The following is a 19,434-nucleotide window of genomic DNA, read 5'->3' on the forward strand; positions in this document are numbered from 1 at the left end:
TCGCGCGTTCGCCCGGTGGCGGCCGCGCGCGGCGTGCTGCCCGCACGCGTGTGGCCGAGCGTCATTGCCGTGCGGTCAGGTTGTCGTGGTTGTCGGTCTGCGGCTTCTTCTCGCCGCCGTGCACCGAAATCCCGTGAAGCTCCTTGTTGCGCGCGACGATCTCGCCGGTCGGCGGGTATTGCGTCTTGCCCGTCGGCACGACGCCGTCGTGCTGCGCCTGCTTCAGTTCGTTGACGACCTGCGTGCGGCTCTTGCCCTGCGGTTGCGTTTGCGCGAACGCGGCCTGCGTGGCCATGCCGAGCGACAGCGTGGCGGTGACGAACAGTGCTGCGAGTTTTGCCGTTTTCATCGAGTGTTCTCCTTGATCAGGTCGCCGGGTGGCGAACCATGGACCCAGTATGCGAAAGCGGCCGTGCGTCATCGTGATCGCGAGATGAAAAAAACGTCAGATTGCGCGAGCAGGCAGCGTGCCGTCGGGATCCGGCCGGCATGACGCAACCGTCATGTTCGCGTCATGGGCGCGATGAGCGGGAAGCGGAACATGAAGCCTGCCGATGGCCGACGTGGCCGGCGGCATGCGTGCCGTTCGCGACAGCAGCATGGAAAGCGGGCGGTCCTGTTCAGACATTCATTCCGGACCGAAAAGTGCATCGTCCCGCCATCCGTCTAGCCTTGATCGCAGTCCTGATCGTCCCGCTGTTCGCGGGCTGCGTGTCGACACGTTCCGGCACGACCGAGGCCAGGCCCACCGCTGCGCGCAAGGCGGTGCCGGCCGACCTCATGCCGGGCGAGCAGATCGACTATGCGGGCCACCGCTGCGGAAATCCGAATCTGTACGTGAAAACGCATCCGTGCCTGTTCCCGCGACCCGATCCCGCACCGTGATCGTCCGGCTGGCGACAAAAAAAGGCCCGGCACTCAGCGAGTGCCGGGCCTAATGCGTGATCGTGCCGTGCGGCAGCGACCCGCTGCGTGGGTGGTAACGGGCGCGGCCCGTCACGTCTTCGATCGTAGCGGCGCGATGCGTCGCGAACCTGATTGCAACATGAAATTTCCGTCACGTTGCGCGCAAGGATGGCGGCCGCGATCAGAACCGGTGCCGCAACCCGAGATTGACGATGCCCTGCGTGCGCGTGCCGCCATAGCCGTACGAGCCGATCGATGCCTGCGCCGTTTGCGTGCCGCCGTCGAGCGTGCGCTGTTCGCCGTTCGCACGCTGCCAGGCGCCGACCGCATAGAGATCGGTGCGCTTCGACAGCATGTAGTCGGCGCCGGCGGACACCTGGTGGTAGGTGGCGCTCGTATCGCCGCGGGCGCGCGTGTAGCTGTAACCGACGCCGACGAGCAGGCCGGGCGTCGCCTGGAAGTTGAAGAAACCGCGCGCGGTGTCGTATTTCTGCGTGCTGCGGAACGCGGACATCGCATCGGCCTTGTACTGCGCATTGCTGTAATCGATGCCGACCGCGAACGGCGCGAAGTTGTAGCGCAACGCGCCGCGCGCGATGTCGATCGATTTCGCGGAGAGGTAGCCGCCGTTGACCAGCGATCCGTCGAACGTGCCGTCCGACGTGCCGTTCCAGCTGGTCCGGATGCCGTTCTCGAGCGACGAGCGGTTGGCTGCGGAGTAGTAGCCGCCCGCGACGTCGAGCGGGCCGTAGCTGTACGACAGGCCGGCCGACCAGGTCTGGCCCGCACCGCTCTTGCCGGCCACGCCGCTGAGCGCATACATGCCGACGAACTGGAAACCGCCGATCACGGGCGACGTGTATTTCACGGCGTTGTCGGTGCGCGACGACGTGTCGTAGTTGTCGACGTCGCCGGGCGTCGCGTACACGCTGCCGAAATAGAAATCGCCGGTCACGGGCCAGGCGACGTCCGCGAGCGCGTCGTACTGGCGGCCGAGCGTCAAGGTGCCCCAGCGTGCGCTTTCCAGGCCGACGAACGCCTGCCGGCCGAACATCCGGTTGCCTTGCCCGAGCGCGCCCGTGTTCGGATTGAAGCCGTTTTCCAGCGTGAAGATCGCTTTCAGGCCGCCGCCCAGATCCTCGGCGCCTTTCAGCCCGAAACGGTTGCCGAGCAGGTTGCCGTTGCCGAGGCCGACGAGGTTCTTGCCGTCGGCATTGGCGTTCCACACATAGGTCAGCGACGTATCGAACAGGCCGTAGAGGCTGACTTCCGCGGCATGGGCCGGTTGGGCAGTGGCGAGCAGCGCCCCCGAGAGCATGGCGAGCCGAACTGGATATTTCATGGTGCTTCCCCTGAAGTTCAAGATGATCGTTTCGCGCATCGTTCGACTCCGGTGCCCGGGCTTGCGGCGGCGGCCCGGAATATCGCGATCGCGCTGGCGATTCTGGAAAGCGTTCGGATCGTGGAGGTGAGGGACAAATGAGAAAAATGTCATCGCGGTGTCATGCACGCCCGAACATTCGAATTATTTAATGTGCACTGCGATGCAGAAGTCGCTCGCATGGTGACGAAACCGTCATGCGGCGATCACGCATCCGCACCAGCGCGGGATCAAAGTGAAGGCACCTGTCACGCCTTTTCAGCAAGGAGCACACCCGATGAACATTCCGCGCCCGATGATCGTCGCCGTCGTTGCCGCACTGTCGGCCGCAGCCCTCTCGCAGACCGTGTCGGCACAGCCGAAGAGTCGTCAGGAAGTGGTTCGGGAACTGGTGCGCGCGCGTCACGACGGCGTGATCCCGAGCCCGAATCACGACTATCCGGCGAGCCCGGCCGTTGTCGCGCGCAATCGGGAAATCCATCGTTCGACGGTGCATCGCGGCGAGAAAGCGCCGATGGTCGATGCGCACGACAACGGTTTCGCGGTGCTTTGATCAACGATTCACGGCCGGCCGGGGCCGTATCCGTCGGCCGGCTTCATCCATGCAGAGGAGCGAGTCATGCGTCATATCGCGAAAGGAATCGTGCTGGCGGGGTGCCTGATGACGACGGCGGCGATGGCGGCCGGCTGGCCCGAGCGTGCGCTGTCGCACGCGCCCGCCCACGACGTCGGCCCGCGGGCGAACGAGCGGATGCGGTGCGAATTCGCGGCCGTGCCTGCCGGCGCGTGGACGGCAACGTTCACGCAGGGGCAATGCGAGGTCGACAACGGGCGGCTGACGTTCGTGCCGGCCGAAGCGGGGAGCGGGGCGGCTGCGACGGAGAGGCGGATCGTGCTCGGTGACGTCCGTACCGCGTCGCATCAGTCGCGCAAGTTGAAGGAACAACTGCAGTTGACGACGCGCGACACGGTCATCGCGCTGAACGTGCTGACCGACGACGGCAGCCGCAAGTCGCGCGAACATGCGATCGACCTGTGGACTGCGTTGCGCAACGAGGGCGTCACGCCCGTGAATGGCACGCGCGTCGTCGATACGTATCCGGCCGGCGCGACGACGTGGTAGCCGCCGCGTGCGGCTTATCCCGCCTTGACCGACCCTTCGATCAGGAAGAACACGATGAAGCCGATGAAGAACGCGGCCGTCGCGAACGGCGTTTCGGGCACCTCGTGCGCTTCGACGAGCAGTTCCTCGGTCACGAGGTACAGCAGCGCGACGGTGCCGAGCCCCAGCAGGGCCGCGTAGATGTTCGCCGGCAGGCCGGCGAATGCCGCATTGCCGGCCACGGCCGAGAGGCTCAGCAGTGCGGCCAGCCCGACCGGTACGACGATCGACAGCGTCCGGTCGATGCCTGCCGCGGCAAGCGCCGCGCTGACCGACAGCGCGAGGAACAACACTTCGAGCGTCAGCGCGACGGTCAGGATGATGCCGCTTTCGTCGCTGGCGGAGAACGCGATGCCGAGCACGAGGCCGTCGACGACGAGGTCGATCGCGGTAACGATGATCAGGCTCACGGGCAGCCGCGCGTCCTCGAAGCGTGCCTCGATCGTGCCCGACAGCGCGCGGATCGCGAGCATCAGCGCGAGGCCGAGCACGAACCCGACGACGACCGGAAACAGCGCATGCGCGCGGTCCTGCGGCAGCAGTTCGAGCGCCGCGGCCGCGAACACGATGCCGCCGGTGAAATGCTGGATGACGCTCGACGTTTTCGGGCCGGGCGCCCGCCATGCGGCCGCAAGCGCGCCGAAACAGGCTGCCAGCACGGGCGGTAAGGTGAGCAGCGCAAGCTTCGCGGTCGGTGTCATGGGGCCTCTCGGTCGGCGTGCCGCGCGGGAGCGGCATTGCACGGATCGTACGCGCCGGGCTGTGCCGCGGCATCAACCGGGGATTGAACACCTTGAAGCCGCTTCAGAGTCAAGCGGCTTGATGCAGGGCGCACCGGCCAGCCGGTACGCCCGTTCGCGTCAGAGCTGCGCGAGCGCCTGGTCGAGGTCGGCGAGCAGGTCGTCGATATGCTCGATACCGATCGACAGCCGCACCGTTTCTTCCTTCACGCCGGCCTTCGCGAGTTCGGCGGGCGACAGTTGCCGGTGCGTCGTCGAGGCCGGGTGCGTCGCGAGCGACTTCGTGTCGCCGATGTTGACGAGTCGCGTGAACAGCTTCAGCGCGTCCTGGAACTTCGCGCCGCCGTCGCGGCCGCCCTTCACGCCGAACGTCAGGATGCCCGGCGCGCGGCCCGACAGGTAGCGGGCGACGAGTGCGTGGTCGGGGTGATCGGGCAGGCCCGCATGGTTCACCCATTCGACGTGTTCGTGGCGCGCGAGATGCCGCGCGATCTTCAGCGCGTTGTCGCTGATCCGCTCGATGCGCAGCGCCAGCGTCTCGATGCCCTGCAGGATCTGGAACGCGTTGAACGGCGAGATCGCCGCGCCCATGTTGCGCAGCGGCACGACGCGCGAGCGGCCGATGTACGCGGCCGGCCCGAACGCTTCCGTATAGACGACGCCGTGGTAGCTGACGTCCGGCTCGTTCAGCCGCTTGAAGCGGTCGGCGTGTTCGGCCCACGGGAACTTGCCCGAATCGACGATCGCGCCGCCGAGGCTCGTGCCGTGCCCGCCGAGATACTTCGTCAGCGAGTGCACGACGATGTCCGCGCCGTGCTCGAACGGGCGCAGCAGGTACGGCGACGGCACCGTGTTGTCGACGATCAGCGGAATGCCGTGCCGATGCGCGACGTCCGCGAGCGCGGCGATGTCGGTGACGTTGCCGAGCGGGTTGCCGACCGATTCCGCGAAGATCGCCTTCGTGCGCGCGTCGATCAGCGGTTCGAACGACGCGGGGTCGCGCGGGTCGGCGAAGCGCGTGGTGATCCCGTATTGCGGCAGCGTATGCGCGAACAGGTTGTAGGTGCCGCCGTACAGCGAACTCGCGGACACGATGTTGTCGCCGGCTTCCGCGATCGTCTGGATCGCGTACGTGACGGCGGACTGCCCCGATGCAAGCGCCAGCGCGCCGATGCCGCCCTCGAGCGCGGCGATCCGCTGCTCGAGCACGTCCGTCGTCGGGTTCATGATGCGCGTGTAGATGTTGCCCTGGACCTTCAGGTCGAACAGGTCGGCACCGTGCTGCGTGTCGTCGAATGCGTACGCAACGGTCTGGTAGATCGGGACGGCGACCGCGCGCGTGGTCGGGTCGGGGCGATAACCGCCGTGCACGGCGATCGTTTCGAGGCGCCAGTTCGGCTTGGTCTGATCGGTCATGGGTGCTCCGCTTGTTGTTGTGAAGGTCGAGGGGGCCTGCCGTCCGGCGATTATAGGAGCACGTGCGCTGCGGTTCTTAGAACGAATGGTGGGTTGCTTATGCGAGCGTCGCGCATAGAATGCCTTTTTCCGCAGACGAAAGGTGCGCGATGGATCAGGATCGGTGGAGCCAGGTGGATGCGTATTTCTCCGCGACGCTCGTGCCGTCGGACGACGCGCTCGACGCCGCGCTGGCGGCGAGCGACGCGGCCGGGCTGCCGGCGATCAACGTCGCGCCGAACCAGGGCAAGCTGCTGCAGTTGCTGGCGACGATCCGCGGCGCGCGGCGGATTCTCGAAGTCGGTACGCTCGGCGGCTACAGCACGATCTGGCTCGCGCGCGCGTTGCCGCCCGGCGGCACGCTCGTGACGCTCGAACTCAACCCCGCGCATGCGAAGGTCGCGACGCAGAACATCGCGCGCGCCGGGTTCGCGTCGGTCGTGTCGGTGGTGGTCGGCAGCGCGAAGGACAGCCTCGCGCGGCTCGTCGACGCCGGCGAGGCGCCGTTCGATTTCGTCTTCATCGATGCGGACAAGGACAACAACGCGGTCTATCTCGACGCGGCGCTGAAGCTGTCGCGGCCCGGCACGGTGATCGTCGTCGACAACGTGGTGCGGGGCGGGCGCGTGGCCGATCCGGACAATCGCGAGCCCGACGTGATCGGCGTGCGCGACGGGTTCGCGCGCCTCGGGGCCGAGCCGGCGCTCACGACGACGGCCGTGCAGACGGTCGGGCAGAAAGGCTGGGACGGCTTCTCGATCTCGATCGTCGGCGCGTGACCGGATGCGTCAGTGCGCGCTTGCGGTCGCGTCGGCGCGCCGATACAGGCGCGGCCACTGGTCCTGGAACAGGCCGTTGCAGGTGCCGTGCGTCGCGATGTCGGCGAGCTGGAAGCGCCGGCCGTCGAAGATCCACGACGCGGTCGACCCGCAATCGCCGGCACTGCGCAACCGGACCTTGCTCGACAGCATCGCGCTGGCCGGATCGTAGCCGGCGTCGGTCAGTTCGTTCGGGAACGACGCCGAATCGAGGCCCGCATTCGCGTTCTCGCCGAAGTTCATGGCCGTCGGCGTGTACGGTGCGGTGCGGCGAATGCGATACCACAGGTCGGTGTGGTTATACATGCTGCTGGTCTGGCACGGGATCGCGACGAGCGCCTCGTCGGCCGAGATCGCGACGGCGGTCGACGCCTTCCTGCGATCGCTCGCCGACATTTCGTCTTCGACATCGGCCGCGCACTGCTTCACGTCGGCGCCGAATTTCGCGAGCACCGCGTCGACGAGCGGGCGCTGTTCGGCGGCCGACAGGTTCGCGACGGGTGGCGGCGCCGGCGTGACGGCGGGCGGGAGCACCGGCGCGGGCGGGACCGACGACGCGGGCCGGGTGCCCGGGCGCAGCAGCGCGGTGACGGTGCCGACGCGGCCCTGCGTATCGTCGATCAGCAGCAGCGCGGCATTCAAGCCCGACAACGGCGTGCGCGCGGCGTGCGCGGAAGCCGGATCGCCGAAGCTCAGCGCCCGTGCATTGCGCGATGCAGACAGCCACGCGGCGACCGTTGCCGGATCGTTCGTGCGGATCCGGAACGGGTGTGCCTGGTCGTCGTTCGGGTCGCCCAAGGCATGCCATTGGGCCGGCACCGCATCGAACGGGCGGCCGTCGACGCGTGCGGTACGCAAGTCCAGCGGTGCCGACGCGTAGAGGTCGAGCGACGGTTGCGCATCGGGGCCGGCATCGCGCGTCACGCGCAGGATCAGGCTGGGGCGTGCATCGTCGGTATCGTCGGCGTGACTCTCCGCGATGCAGCGATTGCCGTTGTCGCAGACGACCGACCAGCTCTTGAAGTCACGCTCGACCGGCGGCCGCGCGAGCGGACGAGCCTGCGTGACGATCGGGGAAACGGCGAGGAGCACGGCGAGGGCAAGCGGAAAACGGTGCGACATGACGGTTCGTATCGACTGGGAAAGGGCGGGCGGAAGATGCCGGACTGCAAGCGCATCGTCAGCAAGCGGTGCAGGTCGAGTGCAGTGGCGCGAACGGCATCCAGTATACCGCTGCAACGGGCGGCGCTTGACGCGGCGACGCGTCAGGCGGATGGACAAACGGCGCGATGCCCGCCGGCACCGCGCCGTTCGTTTGTCATCGGCTGTCGACCACGTCGCGCAGGAACGTATCGAGCGTCGCCACGTCGCCCCACGGCCGCTTGTATGCGCGATCGTGTTCCGCATCGGCGAGCATCGACTCGACGAGCGCGTGGATCGCGGGCCGGCGCGGCCCGTACTCGCTTTCGTTCGCGCGCATCTTCAGTGCGAGCAATGCATCGAGTTCCGCGCGCACCGCCGGCTCGTGCACGGTGCCTTCGACGAGATCCGCGAAGCGCATCGGCGGCATGCCGAGCCCCATGTCGATCCAGCGCACCGCGAGCAGCGGCCGCAGTACGTACAGGTACTTCTTGTAACGCACCGTGTCGCCTTGCAGATAGCCGCGAAAGTTCTTCTTCGCCATCGCAAGGTAGTGGTGGCGTCCGCGCACCGGAGAGAAGAACGCCGCCGCCAGCGACCGCAGTCGCGGCGCCCAGCGCGCGTCTTCGCGATACACGACCGGCGAGTCGAGCCATTCGAGCAGCGTGGGATTCGAGCGGCGCAGCAGTTGCAATGCCTTGCGCAGCTCCCAGCCGCTCACGTCGAGTTCGTCGTCGAGCGGCCGTTCGATCACGTCGCGTCGCGCTTCGACGCTCAGGTACCAGTCGCGCCGGTGCACATACACGAAGCGGACGTCGTAGTCGCTGTCCGGCGACGCGAACCCCCAGCCGCGGCTGCCCGATTCGCACGCGAACAGGACGCTCACATCGTGGCGACGCTCGACTTCCGCGAGTTCCGCCATCACGCGCGCCCGCACGGCCGGGGCGACCGGGTGCGCGCTGCGCACGGGCGTCAGGTTTTTTTCCGTTTTCATGATTGTCGTTTCCGTTTCGTTGCGCGCGGCCGCCGGCCATCGGCCGCGCACCGCGCTATCCTTTCACGCACACCACCTGGCGCAGCGTGTGCACCACTTCGACGAGGCTGCGCTGGGCCGCCATCACCGCGTCGATGTCCTTGTAGGCCATCGGGATTTCGTCGACGACGCCCGCGTCCTTCCGGCATTCGACGCCCTGGGTGGCCTTGACCTGGTCGTCGGCCGTGAAGCGGCGCTTCGCTTCGGTGCGGCTCATCGTCCGGCCCGCGCCGTGGCTACACGAGCAGAAGCTTTCCGGGTTGCCGAGCCCGCGCACGATGAAGCTTTTCGCGCCCATCGAGCCCGGGATGATCCCCAGTTGCCCCTTCTGCGCGGACACCGCCCCCTTGCGCGTCACGAGCACGTCTTCGCCGAAGTGGCGTTCGCGCTGCACGTAGTTGTGGTGACAGTTCACCGCGTGTTCTTCGAGCGCGAACGGCTTCGCGATCACGCCGCGTGCTGCCGCGATCACCGCGTCCATCATCGCCTGCCGGTTGCGCCGCGCGTAGTCCTGCGCCCAGCCGACGGCCTCGACGTAATCGTCGAAGTGCCGGCTGCCTTCGGTGAAATACGCGAGGTTGCGGTCCGGCAGGTTCGCGATGTGCTGGCGCATGTCGGCCTGCGCGAGTTCGATGAACAGGCTGCCGATCGCATTGCCGACGCCGCGCGAGCCGCTGTGCAGCATGAACCACACGTGGTCCGCTTCGTCGACGCACACTTCGATGAAGTGATTGCCGGTGCCGAGCGTGCCGAGATGCGCGTAGTGGTTCGTCTTTTCCAGCTTCGGATACTTGTCGACGATCCGCTGGAAGCCCGGCTGCAGCGACTTCCACGAGTCGGTCACGGCGGCCGGCGTGCGATCGCCCCACGCGCCGGGATCGCGGCGCCCGGGCGCGCGGCCGTGCGGTACCGCGCGTTCGATCGCGCCGCGCAGCCCCGCGAGCGAATCCGGCAGATCCGACGCCGTCAGCGTCGTGCGCGCGGCCATCATCCCGCAGCCGATGTCGACGCCGACCGCGGCCGGGATGATCGCGCCCTTCGTCGGAATCACGCTGCCGATCGTCGACCCCTTGCCGAGGTGGACGTCCGGCATCACCGCGATGTGGCGGAAGACGAACGGCATCTGCGCGGTGTTGCGCAACTGCGCGCGCGCTTCGTCCTCGACGGCGACGCCTTGCGTCCACATCTTCACCGGCTTGCCGTTGGCCAGTTCCATCACCTGATAGTCCATGTTGCTCATTTGCTTCACCTGATTCATTCGATTGTCCGGCGCGACACACGCGTGCCGCGCCGTGTCCTGCATTACGTGCCCTTGATGCTGACGAGTCCGTTCAGCACCTGGTCGAGACCGCCGAACACCGAGATGCGGTCGATCCGTTCCGCGACGCGCTCGAGCGTTTCCAGCTCCTTGAGCCGCAGCGCGGTCGGGTTTTCCTCCATCACCTTCGCGGTGTTCAGCAGCGAACGCGTGGCCGCCGTTTCCTCGCGGCGGCGAATCACGTTCGCCTGGGCGGATTTCTCCGCTTCGACCACCTGCGCGAGGATCGTCTTCATGTCGCCCGGCAGCACGATGTCCTTCACGCCGACGCTGCGCACGTCCACGCCCGAATCGCCGAGACGGGCGCGCACCTGCGCGATCACGACCGCGTCGATCGACTGCTTGTCCTCCAGCAGCTCGTCGAGCGAGCGTGTGCCGACCGCCGAGCGCAGCGCGAACTGCAGCTCGCGATACAAGTGCTCGACCGGTTTTTGCAGCTGGCCGAACGCATGCAGCACGTCCGCGTAACACCACGTCGCCGACAGGTTCAGCCGCAGCGCAACCTTGTCGCGCGTCAGGATTTCCTGCCCGCCGACTTCGATCGCCTGCAGGCGCAGATCGACGAGTTCGACCGCGACGTCGCGGTTGAAGCGCCAGAACGCCGACGTACCCGCGTCCAGCAACCGCTCGATCTTGCCGTCGATCTTCAGCACGCCGACGTGGTACGCCGGCACCTGCGCCACCAGCACGCCCGTCAGGCCCGCCACGCCGCGCGCCCGCAGCGCCGGTTGCGCGATGCGTTTGACGAGCGCGGCCGGCAGCATGCTGTCCTGCGTGAGATCGACGCGTTCGAGACGATGCGCGGCCAGGCCGCGCCAGTACAGCCGGCGCGTGCCCGGTGCCAGGATCTCGACGAGCACGTCGTCTTCATAGCGCAGGCCCGCTTCGTCGTCGGCGAGATCCATCGCGACGAAGTATCGCGCGAGCACGTCGGGCGCGTCGTGGCGCAGATAGTCGGCCAGCGCGGTGTCGGCGAGCGGCGCGTCGAGACGCGCGGTCTGCACCGACAGACGCTTGAACGGATCGAAGGCCTTGAACACGCCCGGTTCCAGCACCTTCACGAAATCGCCTTCGCTCATCAGCAGCGCGCGTTCGTTCTTTTTCACTACATGACGCTTCCACATATTTTTGTCCTTTTTTTCAACGACCGCCGGATCGCGCATCGTGCGGATCGCGGTGCGACGCAACCGGGCGGACGGCGCGCTGGCCGGCGCCGACGCACACGGTGACGCATCCTGCATCGCGTCGTCGTGCGCATTCGCGCGGGCCATGCGGCCGCCCGGCCGATCGCGCGGAACCGCAACCGGTCCGACGCGCGGCGGGCCTGTCGGCCCGCACCGGCGGGTACTGCTTTCATCACGAGACTGTCCTTGCGGACAGGGTTCGAGCGGGATTCGAACCCGCCACCGGCCGGCTTTCGCCGGCTGCTCCACCTGACTGAGCTTCCGAACGACGGGCGCTCCGGGATTCGAACCCGGACGAGGCATCCTGGCGCGCGCCCCTTTGCCTTCATCTGTCCATGGCGGCATGCGCTGCCGCGACGAACGAGGTTCGGCGGCGGCGCACCAGCAGGGCGTGTGAACCCTGGCTCGCGGGCCAGCGGGACATCCGGCGTCTTCTATTTAGCGAGGAGCGTGCCAGTGGCTGCCTTGATGCTCGAATAATTTTTCAAGTGGTTGAAAACAAATGGGAATTTATTTCATTAACCGATTTTCGGTGATGCCGGGCGTGCGGATTCATCATGGAAATCCGATACAATCGGATCGCTTCTTATCCCATGAGATAAAAAATGCGCAAGACCGTCGCGATCGGTTTTCTCGGCACCGTGCTGGACCAGGGCGGCCGCGCGCCGCGCCGTTACCGCAAATGGCGGCCGACGATTTCGCTGTGCGAGCAGCCCGACCTGCCGATCGACCGGCTCGAACTGCTGCATGCGCCGGGCTACACGCGTCTCGCCCACCAGGTGCGGGACGATCTCGCGCGCCTGTCGCCGCATACCGACGTGCGGCTCGTGCCGGTCACGATCCACGATCCGTGGGATTTCGAGGAGGTCTACGCGACGCTGCACGACTACGCACGCGCGTATCCGTTCGACCTCGAGCATGAGGATTACCTGATCCACATCACGACCGGCACGCACGTCGCGCAGATCTGCTGGTTCCTGCTGGCGGAGGCGCGCTACCTGCCCGCGCGCCTCGTGCAGACGGGGCCGCCGCAGCGGACCGACGAAGGGCCGAGCGGGCCGGGCACGATATCGGTGATCGACCTCGACCTGTCGCGCTACAACCGCATCGCGCAGCGCTTCACGCGCGAGCGCGACGAAACGGTGTCGTTCCTGAAGGCCGGCATCGCAACGCGCAACGCGCGCTTCAATGCGCTGATCGAGCAACTGGAGCGCGTCGCCGTGCGGTCGCGCGCGCCGATGCTGCTGGTCGGGCCGACGGGCGCCGGCAAATCGTTTCTCGCGAAGCGCGTGTACGAGCTGAAGCGCGGCCGCCATCGGCTCGCGGGGGCGTTCATCGAGATCAACTGCGCGACGCTGCGCGGCGACGCGGCGATGTCGACGCTGTTCGGTCACGTGAAGGGCGCGTTCACGGGCGCGCAGTCGGCACGGGCGGGGCTGCTGCGCGCGGCCGACGGCGGGCTGCTGTTCCTCGACGAAATCGGCGAACTCGGGCTCGACGAGCAGGCGATGCTGCTGAAGGCGATCGAGGAGAAGCGCTTCCTGCCGGTCGGCGCGGACGTCGAGGCGAGCAGCGATTTCGAGTTGATCGCGGGCACGCATCGCGACCTGCGGCAGATGGTGGCGGCCGGCACGTTCCGCGAGGATCTCTATGCGCGGATCAATCTGTGGACGTACGAATTGCCGGGACTGGCCGAGCGCCGCGAGGACATCGAGCCGAACCTCGAATTCGAACTCGACCGTTTCGGCCGCGAGCAGGGCGAGCAGGTGCGATTCAACGTGGAGGCGAAGCGGCGCTATCTCGCGTTCGCGGCGTCCCCGCGCGCGGTGTGGGCCGGCAACTTCCGCGAACTGTCGGCCTCGGTCACGCGGATGGCGACGCTGGCCGATGCGGGGCGGATTACCGAGGCACTCGCCGAGCAGGAAGTCGAGCGGTTGACGCGCACCTGGTCGTCGCCGCGCGACGCGGGCGCGGCCGACCCGTGCGTCGACGCGGTGTTCGGTGCGCGCGCCGCGGATCTCGACCTGTTCGACCGTGCGCAGCTCGAACGCGTGCTCGACGTGTGCCGCGCGTCGGCGAGCCTGTCGGAGGCGGGGCGCACGCTGTTCGCGGTGTCGCGGCGGAGCAAGAAGCAACCGAACGATGCGGACCGGCTGCGCAAGTATCTCGCGCGGTTCGGGCTCGATTGGGAGGCGGTGCGGCAGGCGCTTGACGCGGCATGACGCGCGGCGGCGCGGCCGGCGCGATCGGTCAGGCCGCCGCCGCCGCCGCGTCGTGAAACGGTGCCAGGAATCCCCAATCCGGGTGTGCCGCCGCGATATCCGCCAGCCCGCGCGCGAACGCATGCGCCGGCAGCCACGGATACCCGAACGCCGCATGCAGCCCGTCGAGCTTCGACGACCGCGGATCGTCGATCGTGTCCATTCGCGCGATGTGGATGTGCAGCGCGGCGATCCGGGCCGCGTCGTCGCGGGTGTCGTCGCCCGCGAACTGCCAGCGGTACGTGCCATGCCCGATCCGCAGCGCGCCGGTGTCCTTCTGCCGCATCACGACGAGCCACGGCATGTTGGCGACGCGATGCGCGTCGACGTCCGGCTCCGCGCAGACGTAACAGGTCCGGCACCGCTCGAACCGCTCGCCGAATTCCTCGACCAGCGTGCGCGCGATGGCGGCCGCGCCCGTCACGCGCGGCGGAAAATCGATATCGTCGCTGGCGAGCGAAAAGCTCAGTTCGGCATCGGCTGCGAAGCAGTCGGCGATCAGTGACGGACGGTTCAGGTCTTTCGCGCGCAGATAACATTCGAGCAGCGCGCGGACCGTCGCGGGATGAAGCGGAAAGGACATGATCGAGTCTCCGGTGCCGGACAATCGGGCAGCATGCGGGTCGCCGGACCCGGCCGGGAGCGCATGTGCCTTTACCGTATAATTTCGTTTCAAAGCTAAATTCGCATGACTGCACGGAGCGTCGACGTCATGGCCAAGCAGCAAGAGGAGTCCGTTCTGACCATTACCAACCCGGCCTGCCTGATCGACGGCACGGACACGGAATTTCGTCACCTGATCAACGGGTTGCTGCCGTTCGCGGCGCGCCTGCTGTCGGTCCGCGACGGTTTCGGCTCGATCGCCGGGCTGACCGGCATCCAGTATTCGTTGCTCGTGTCGGTCGCGCACCTGTCCCACGACGACGTCGTGACCGTCAACCGCCTGGCCGATCACCTGCACCTGAGCGGCGCGTTCGTGACGATCGAAACCGGCAAGCTCAAGAAGCTCGGCCTGATCGACAAGCGGGCGGACCCGGACGACAAGCGCAAGATGCGCGTCACGGTCACGCCGGCCGGCACGAAGCTGCTGAAAGCGCTGGCGCCCACCCAGCAGCGAATCAACAACGTGCTGTTCGAGGGCGTGACCAAGACCGAGTTCAAGGTGCTGTGCTCGGTGATCGACCGCCTCGTCACCAACGGCGATCGCGCAACGCTCGATCTCGCGCACATGATCGCGCGCCAGGAAAAAAGCTGACGCACGCCGGCCGCGGGCCGGCGCGACGCGTCGGCCATGCTCAGTGCGCGGCCCACTCGATCGTATCGAGGTCGACCCCTTCCAGATGCATGTCCCATAGCGGGCTCAGCGCGCGCAGCTTGTCGACCGTGTCGCGCACCTGCGCGATCACGCTGTCCACTTCGGCTTCGGTCGTGAAGCGGCCGAGCGTGAAGCGGATCGAGCTGTGCGCGAGTTCGTCGCTTCGGCCGAGCGCACGCAGCACGTAAGACGGTTCCAGCGACGCCGACGTGCACGCGGAGCCTGACGATACCGCGACGCCCTTGATCCCCATGATCAGCGATTCGCCCTCGACGAAGTTGAAGCTCACGTTCAGGTTGTGCGGAATCCGGCGCGCCAGGTCGCCGTTCACGTAAACCTCGTCGAGCGTCGACAGGCCGGCCAGCAGCCGGTCGCGCAACGCGCCGACGCGGCGGCTTTCTTCCTCCATCTCTTCCTTCGCAAGCCGAAACGCTTCGCCCATCCCGACGATCTGGTGTGTCGGCAGGGTGCCCGAGCGCATCCCGCGCTCGTGGCCGCCGCCGTGCATCTGCGCTTCGATGCGCACGCGCGGCTTGCGGCGCACGTACAGCGCGCCGATTCCCTTCGGGCCGTACACCTTGTGCGCGGTCACCGTCAGCAGGTCGACGTTCAGTGCATTCACGTCCACCGGAATCTTGCCGGCCGCCTGTACGGCGTCGCAGTGGAACACGATGCCGCGGGCGCGGCACAGCGCGCCGATCTCGGCGATCGGCTGGATCACGCCCGTTTCGTTGTTCGCGAGCATCACCGACACCAGGATCGTGTCGGCGCGCAGCGCCCGCCGCAGCGCATCGAGATCGAGCAGACCGTTTTCCTCCACGTCGAGGTAGGTGACGTCGAAGCCCTGGCGTTCGAGTTCGCGGCACGTATCGAGCACGGCCTTGTGTTCGGTCTTCACCGTGACGAGGTGCTTGCCCGTGCCTTGATAGAAGTGCGCGGCGCCCTTGATCGCGAGGTTGTTGCCTTCGGTGGCACCCGATGTCCACACGATTTCGCGCGGGTCCGCGCCGAGCAGCGCGGCGACGTGCGCGCGCGCTTCCTCGACCGCTTGCTCGGCGTCCCAGCCGTGGCTGTGGCTGCGCGAAGCGGGGTTGCCGAACTGCTCGTGCAGGAACGGCACCATTTTGTCGACCACGCGCGGATCGACGGGCGTCGTCGCGCTGTAGTCCATGTAGATCGGGCGGGATGGCATCGAATGGGCTCCGGGAAGCGGGATCTCTCGCGGGTCGCTAAAGCCGCGGGATACGGTTGCCGCAGTGTACGTGGACATTCGCGGGCGTCGCGCAACATCCATCACGCCAGTAGGGTTGTCTTTTAAACAAAGCTTTCAAGATCAGGGTTTACGACAGCTTGAACCGGCTTTTGTGTTTACATTCAATAAAAGCTAAATCACAAAGCTAAATTGAAGTGATTCGTTGGTCGGATTCCGCCGCGGAATCCGGCGATGCAACCCCAGGAGAACGAGATGAGCGAGAACCATGCCGGAACCGGCGCGGGCGCCGACGAGCAGCGACGCTTTCGTACCGCGTTGTCGATGTTCGCGACGGGCGTCGCGGTGATTACCGCCCCGCGCAAAGAGGGGATGCCGGTCGGCATCACGGTCGCGTCATTCAATTCGGTGTCGCTGGATCCGCCGCTGATCCTGTTCTCGGTCGACCGCCGCAGCCTGAGCCTCGGCGACCTGGCCGGCGCGGACGGCTACGCGGTCAACGTGCTCGACGAGACGCAGCAGCACCTGTCGAACTGTTTCGCGAAGGCGAACGGCGACAAGTGGGGCTGGCGCGCCGGCGCGGCGCCCGCCGACGGCGCGGTGCTGCTGCCCGACGCACTCGCGACGTTCGAATGCGAGCCCTATGCGCAATACGACGGCGGCGACCACGTGATCTTCGTCGGCCGCGTGACGCGGCACCGCGCGCGCTCGGAAGGGCGCCCGCTGATCTTCTTTGGCGGTCGCTACCGCGCGCTCGACGGCGCGCATGCGCCGTCCGTGTGAACGCAACCCACGATTCATTCCACCCAGGAGGACATCATGATCAAGAACGGGACTCAGCACATCGCGTCGCTGCGCGACGGGCGGCAGGTCTACCTGAACGGCCAGCCGGCCGGCGACGTGACCGCGCATGCGGCATTCCGCAATTCGATTCGCAGCTACGCGAGCCTGTACGACTACCAGGCGCGCGACGAGAACGTCGAGAAGATGACGTTCGTGTCGCCCGGCACGGGCAACCGCGTGAGCCGGATCTGGCAGCTGCCGACGTCCTATGACGAACTCGTCGAGCGCCGTGCCGCGCTGGAAGCGTGGTCGGAGCTGCATTACGGCTTCATGGGCCGCTCGCCCGACCACGTCGCGTCGTGTCTTTCCGGCATGTATATGGGCGCCGACGTGTTCGAACAATACGACCCGGCGCGCGCCGGCGCGCTGCGCGACTACTACCGTTATGCACGCGACAACGACCTGTTCCTGACCTACGTGATCGTGAATCCGCAGGCGAACCAGTCGAAGGCCGCACACGAGCAGGAGGACAAGTACCTCGCGGTCGGCATCGTCGATCAGGATGCCGAAGGCATCACGGTGCGCGGCGCGAAGATGCTCGCGACGAGCGGGATCATGGCGAACGAGGTGTTCTGCAGCTGCATCCAGCCGCTGCGCGAAGGCGACGAGATGTACGCGCTGTCGTTCGCGGTGCCGATGAACGCGAAGGGCATGAAGATCCTGTCGCGCAAGTCGTACGAGGAGCACGCGACGTCGGTGTTCGACAACCCGCTGTCCAGCCGCTTCGACGAGAACGACGCGGTGCTGTACTTCGACGACGTGAAGGTGCCGTGGGAACGGATCTTCGTCGCCGGCAACACGGCGATGTGCGCGAAGCAGTTTCATGCGACGCCCGCGCACGTGTACCAGAACTATCAGTGCCAGGTGCGCCTGATGACGAAGCTGCGCTTTCTCGTCGGGCTCGGCCTGAAGATTTCCGAGGTCAACGGCACGAACACGTTCCCGCAGGTACGCGAGACGCTGGGCCAGCTCGCGGCCGAAGCGTCGATGGTCGAGGCGTGGGTCTACGGGATGGAAGCGAAGGGCACGGTCGTCAACGGCTTCTACGTGCCCGACCGCAACATGCTGTACGGCTCGCAGGTCGTCACGCAGCAGCTGTATTCGAAGGTGCTCAACACGCTGCGCGAGCTCGCGGGCGGCGGAATGATCATGCTGCCGTCCAGCGTGCGCGATTTCGAGAACCCCGACCTGCTGCGCATCATCGAGAAGACGCAGAAGTCGCCGGTGTGTTCGTCCGAGGAGCGCGTGAAGTTCTTCAAGCTCGCATGGGACGCGGTCGGCTCCGAATTCGCGTCGCGCCACAACCAGTACGAGCTGTTCTACGCCGGCGCGTCGTTCGTCACGAAGGGCCACGCATACCGCACGTACGACTGGCAGCGCGCGTCGCATCTCGTCGATTCGATGCTCGGCAGCTATTCGCTGAACCAGGAACGGTCGACGCCGCACGCCGCTTGACGCGTCGTGCCCGACTTCACCCGCTATCGCATTCAGGAGAGACAGATGGCCATCAACAAGCTTCACGACGAATTCCATACGCTGGACATGCAGCGCGACTGGCGGCTGCCGGAAGGGTATGACCCGGCATCCGGCGCACAGGAGCTGATTCTGTCCGGCGCGCTCGATACCGAGCGCAAGCGCGGCAGCCGCACGCGCCTGCTGCGCCTGCCGGCGGGGCTGCATACGAAGAAGCCGTTCGTGCACGACTACTGGGAAGAGGTGTTCCTGGTCGAGGGCGACCTGACCGTCGGCAACGACGAGCACGGCAACGGCGGCACGCCGTTCAAGGGCTACACGTATGCGGTGCGGCCGCCCGGCGCATGGCACGGCCCGTTCAAGTCGAACGGCGGCTGCGTGCTGCTCGAGATCCACTACTACGACCCGGCCTGAGCGCGGCCGGTCGACGACACACGGCGAGCGGCGCCGCGCGACGCGTGCGCGCCCCGCCACAAGGAGCATTCGATGAAAACCATTACGTTCGCGATCGACGGTCGCGACGGCCGCACCGAGCGCGCGATCGCGATCGACACGCTCGTGATCGCGGGCTGGACCGGCCGTGACACGGCGGCCATGGAGCGGCACATCCACGAGCTGGAGGCGCTCGGCGTCAGGCGCCCGGCGGCGACGCCGGTTTTCTACCGCGTTGCGGCCGACCGCCTCGACCCGTCGCCCGCGATCCAGGTATCGGGCGGGCAGAGCAGCGGCGAAGCGGAATTCGTGCTGGTGCGCGCCGGCGGCGAGACCTTCGTCGGCATCGCATCCGACCACACCGACCGCGAAGTCGAGACATACGGGATCACCGTGTCGAAGCAGATGTGCGGCAAGCCGTGCGCGAGCACGCTGTGGAAGTTCGACGACGTGGCCGGTCACTGGGATCAGCTCGTGCTGCGCGCGTACGCGACGATCGACGGCGAGCGCGTGCTGTATCAGGAAGGCCAGGTGACGGCGATGCGCGCGCCGGACGATCTGCTCGCGCAGTTCGCGCGCCACGGCGGCCGTTTCGAGAACGGCACCGCGATGCTGTGCGGAACGCTGGCCGCGATCGGCGGCATCCGGCCGGCCGAGCGGTTCGAGATCGAGCTGGAGGATCCGGTGCTGGGCCGCACGATCCGGCATGCGTATGCGGTGGACACGCTACCGGTCGCGGGCTGACGCCACCGGCACACGCGCG

General features: G+C 67.1%; 20 protein-coding genes. 10 read left to right on the forward strand and 10 right to left on the reverse strand.

Translation table 11 applies throughout. The annotated features are described in order from the left end of the window. Nucleotides 1–61: 61 nt before the first annotated feature. Complete coding sequence (locus HWX00_RS09260; RefSeq protein ID WP_034185587.1) at nucleotides 62–349, reverse strand: DUF4148 domain-containing protein; 288 nt, start codon at nucleotides 347–349, stop codon at nucleotides 62–64. A 140-nt stretch (nucleotides 350–489) separates the two neighbouring features. Between HWX00_RS09260 and HWX00_RS09265 the strand changes: the two genes are divergently transcribed. After that, entirely contained in the window at nucleotides 490–885 is a 396-nt protein-coding gene (locus HWX00_RS09265; RefSeq protein ID WP_226193649.1) for a hypothetical protein, read from the forward strand. Nucleotides 886–1,087: 202 nt separating this feature from the next. Here HWX00_RS09265 and HWX00_RS09270 read toward each other — a convergent pair whose 3' ends face one another. Further along, nucleotides 1,088–2,248 carry a porin gene (locus tag HWX00_RS09270; protein WP_175027474.1) on the reverse strand — a complete coding sequence of 387 codons (1,161 nt, stop codon included), beginning with the start codon at nucleotides 2,246–2,248 and terminating at the stop codon, nucleotides 1,088–1,090. Nucleotides 2,249–2,564: 316 nt separating this feature from the next. On the opposite strand from HWX00_RS09270, the gene HWX00_RS09275 reads away from it, so the two are divergent. Together HWX00_RS09275 and HWX00_RS09280 are read left to right on the forward strand one after the other, a co-directional pair. Next, nucleotides 2,565–2,840, forward strand: a complete 276-nt coding sequence (locus tag HWX00_RS09275; protein ID WP_034185589.1) for a DUF4148 domain-containing protein — start codon at nucleotides 2,565–2,567, stop codon at nucleotides 2,838–2,840. Nucleotides 2,841–2,906: 66 nt separating this feature from the next. Further along, complete coding sequence (locus HWX00_RS09280) at nucleotides 2,907–3,410, forward strand: hypothetical protein (protein ID WP_175027473.1); 504 nt, start codon at nucleotides 2,907–2,909, stop codon at nucleotides 3,408–3,410. Between the two features lie 14 nt (nucleotides 3,411–3,424). Here the strand turns inward: HWX00_RS09280 and HWX00_RS09285 are convergent, their stop codons facing one another. Next, complete coding sequence (locus HWX00_RS09285; protein ID WP_175027472.1) at nucleotides 3,425–4,150, reverse strand: ZIP family metal transporter; 726 nt, start codon at nucleotides 4,148–4,150, stop codon at nucleotides 3,425–3,427. 159 nt (nucleotides 4,151–4,309) lie between these two features. Beyond that, nucleotides 4,310–5,605, reverse strand: a complete 1,296-nt coding sequence (locus HWX00_RS09290) for an O-acetylhomoserine aminocarboxypropyltransferase/cysteine synthase family protein (RefSeq protein ID WP_175027471.1) — start codon at nucleotides 5,603–5,605, stop codon at nucleotides 4,310–4,312. A gap of 149 nt (nucleotides 5,606–5,754) precedes the next feature. On the opposite strand from HWX00_RS09290, the gene HWX00_RS09295 reads away from it, so the two are divergent. Then, the gene (locus HWX00_RS09295; protein WP_175027470.1) at nucleotides 5,755–6,423 is read left to right on the forward strand and encodes an O-methyltransferase; all 669 of its coding nucleotides are present in this window, start codon (nucleotides 5,755–5,757) and stop codon (nucleotides 6,421–6,423) included. Between the two features lie 9 nt (nucleotides 6,424–6,432). Here the strand turns inward: HWX00_RS09295 and HWX00_RS09300 are convergent, their stop codons facing one another. The 4 genes from HWX00_RS09300 to HWX00_RS09315 all read right to left on the reverse strand — a co-directional run bounded on the left by HWX00_RS09300 (nucleotide 6,433) and on the right by HWX00_RS09315 (nucleotide 11,077). Beyond that, the gene (locus tag HWX00_RS09300) at nucleotides 6,433–7,584 is read right to left on the reverse strand and encodes a DUF1176 domain-containing protein (protein ID WP_175027469.1); all 1,152 of its coding nucleotides are present in this window, start codon (nucleotides 7,582–7,584) and stop codon (nucleotides 6,433–6,435) included. A gap of 196 nt (nucleotides 7,585–7,780) precedes the next feature. Next, nucleotides 7,781–8,596, reverse strand: a complete 816-nt coding sequence (locus HWX00_RS09305) for a nucleotidyltransferase domain-containing protein (RefSeq protein ID WP_034185595.1) — start codon at nucleotides 8,594–8,596, stop codon at nucleotides 7,781–7,783. A 55-nt stretch (nucleotides 8,597–8,651) separates the two neighbouring features. Next, nucleotides 8,652–9,875, reverse strand: a complete 1,224-nt coding sequence (locus HWX00_RS09310; RefSeq protein WP_049036771.1) for an RtcB family protein — start codon at nucleotides 9,873–9,875, stop codon at nucleotides 8,652–8,654. Nucleotides 9,876–9,937: 62 nt separating this feature from the next. Further along, nucleotides 9,938–11,077, reverse strand: a complete 1,140-nt coding sequence (locus HWX00_RS09315) for a slipin family protein (RefSeq protein ID WP_034185957.1) — start codon at nucleotides 11,075–11,077, stop codon at nucleotides 9,938–9,940. Between the two features lie 665 nt (nucleotides 11,078–11,742). Here HWX00_RS09315 and rtcR point away from each other — a divergent pair. Further along, nucleotides 11,743–13,359, forward strand: coding sequence for an RNA repair transcriptional activator RtcR (rtcR, locus tag HWX00_RS09320; protein WP_049036766.1), 1,617 nt, complete (start codon nucleotides 11,743–11,745; stop codon nucleotides 13,357–13,359). Between the two features lie 28 nt (nucleotides 13,360–13,387). Here rtcR and HWX00_RS09325 read toward each other — a convergent pair whose 3' ends face one another. Next, nucleotides 13,388–13,981, reverse strand: coding sequence for a nuclear transport factor 2 family protein (locus HWX00_RS09325; protein WP_049036765.1), 594 nt, complete (start codon nucleotides 13,979–13,981; stop codon nucleotides 13,388–13,390). A 129-nt stretch (nucleotides 13,982–14,110) separates the two neighbouring features. Here HWX00_RS09325 and HWX00_RS09330 point away from each other — a divergent pair, with 129 nt between their 5' ends. After that, on the forward strand, nucleotides 14,111–14,653 hold the full coding sequence (locus HWX00_RS09330) for a MarR family winged helix-turn-helix transcriptional regulator (RefSeq protein ID WP_034185598.1): 543 nt from the start codon (nucleotides 14,111–14,113) through the stop codon (nucleotides 14,651–14,653). A 40-nt stretch (nucleotides 14,654–14,693) separates the two neighbouring features. Here the strand turns inward: HWX00_RS09330 and HWX00_RS09335 are convergent, their stop codons facing one another. Continuing rightward, the gene (locus HWX00_RS09335; RefSeq protein WP_059558576.1) at nucleotides 14,694–15,905 is read right to left on the reverse strand and encodes an IscS subfamily cysteine desulfurase; all 1,212 of its coding nucleotides are present in this window, start codon (nucleotides 15,903–15,905) and stop codon (nucleotides 14,694–14,696) included. A gap of 273 nt (nucleotides 15,906–16,178) precedes the next feature. On the opposite strand from HWX00_RS09335, the gene HWX00_RS09340 reads away from it, so the two are divergent. The 4 genes from HWX00_RS09340 (at nucleotide 16,179) to HWX00_RS09355 (ending at nucleotide 19,415) form a co-directional block, all read left to right on the forward strand. Beyond that, entirely contained in the window at nucleotides 16,179–16,706 is a 528-nt protein-coding gene (locus HWX00_RS09340; protein WP_226193648.1) for a flavin reductase family protein, read from the forward strand. Between the two features lie 36 nt (nucleotides 16,707–16,742). Next, nucleotides 16,743–18,221 (forward strand): 4-hydroxyphenylacetate 3-hydroxylase family protein, encoded by a 1,479-nt coding sequence (locus HWX00_RS09345; RefSeq protein WP_049035521.1) that lies wholly within the window; start codon nucleotides 16,743–16,745, stop codon nucleotides 18,219–18,221. A gap of 45 nt (nucleotides 18,222–18,266) precedes the next feature. Continuing rightward, nucleotides 18,267–18,653: a hypothetical protein gene (locus HWX00_RS09350; RefSeq protein WP_011356002.1), complete on the forward strand. Its 387-nt coding sequence runs from the start codon at nucleotides 18,267–18,269 to the stop codon at nucleotides 18,651–18,653. A gap of 72 nt (nucleotides 18,654–18,725) precedes the next feature. Continuing rightward, nucleotides 18,726–19,415 carry a DUF2848 domain-containing protein gene (locus HWX00_RS09355; RefSeq protein WP_175027468.1) on the forward strand — a complete coding sequence of 230 codons (690 nt, stop codon included), beginning with the start codon at nucleotides 18,726–18,728 and terminating at the stop codon, nucleotides 19,413–19,415. Nucleotides 19,416–19,434: the final 19 nt, after the last annotated feature.

Source organism: Burkholderia seminalis DSM 23518, assembly GCF_902832885.1.
GTDB lineage: Bacteria > Pseudomonadota > Gammaproteobacteria > Burkholderiales > Burkholderiaceae > Burkholderia > Burkholderia seminalis.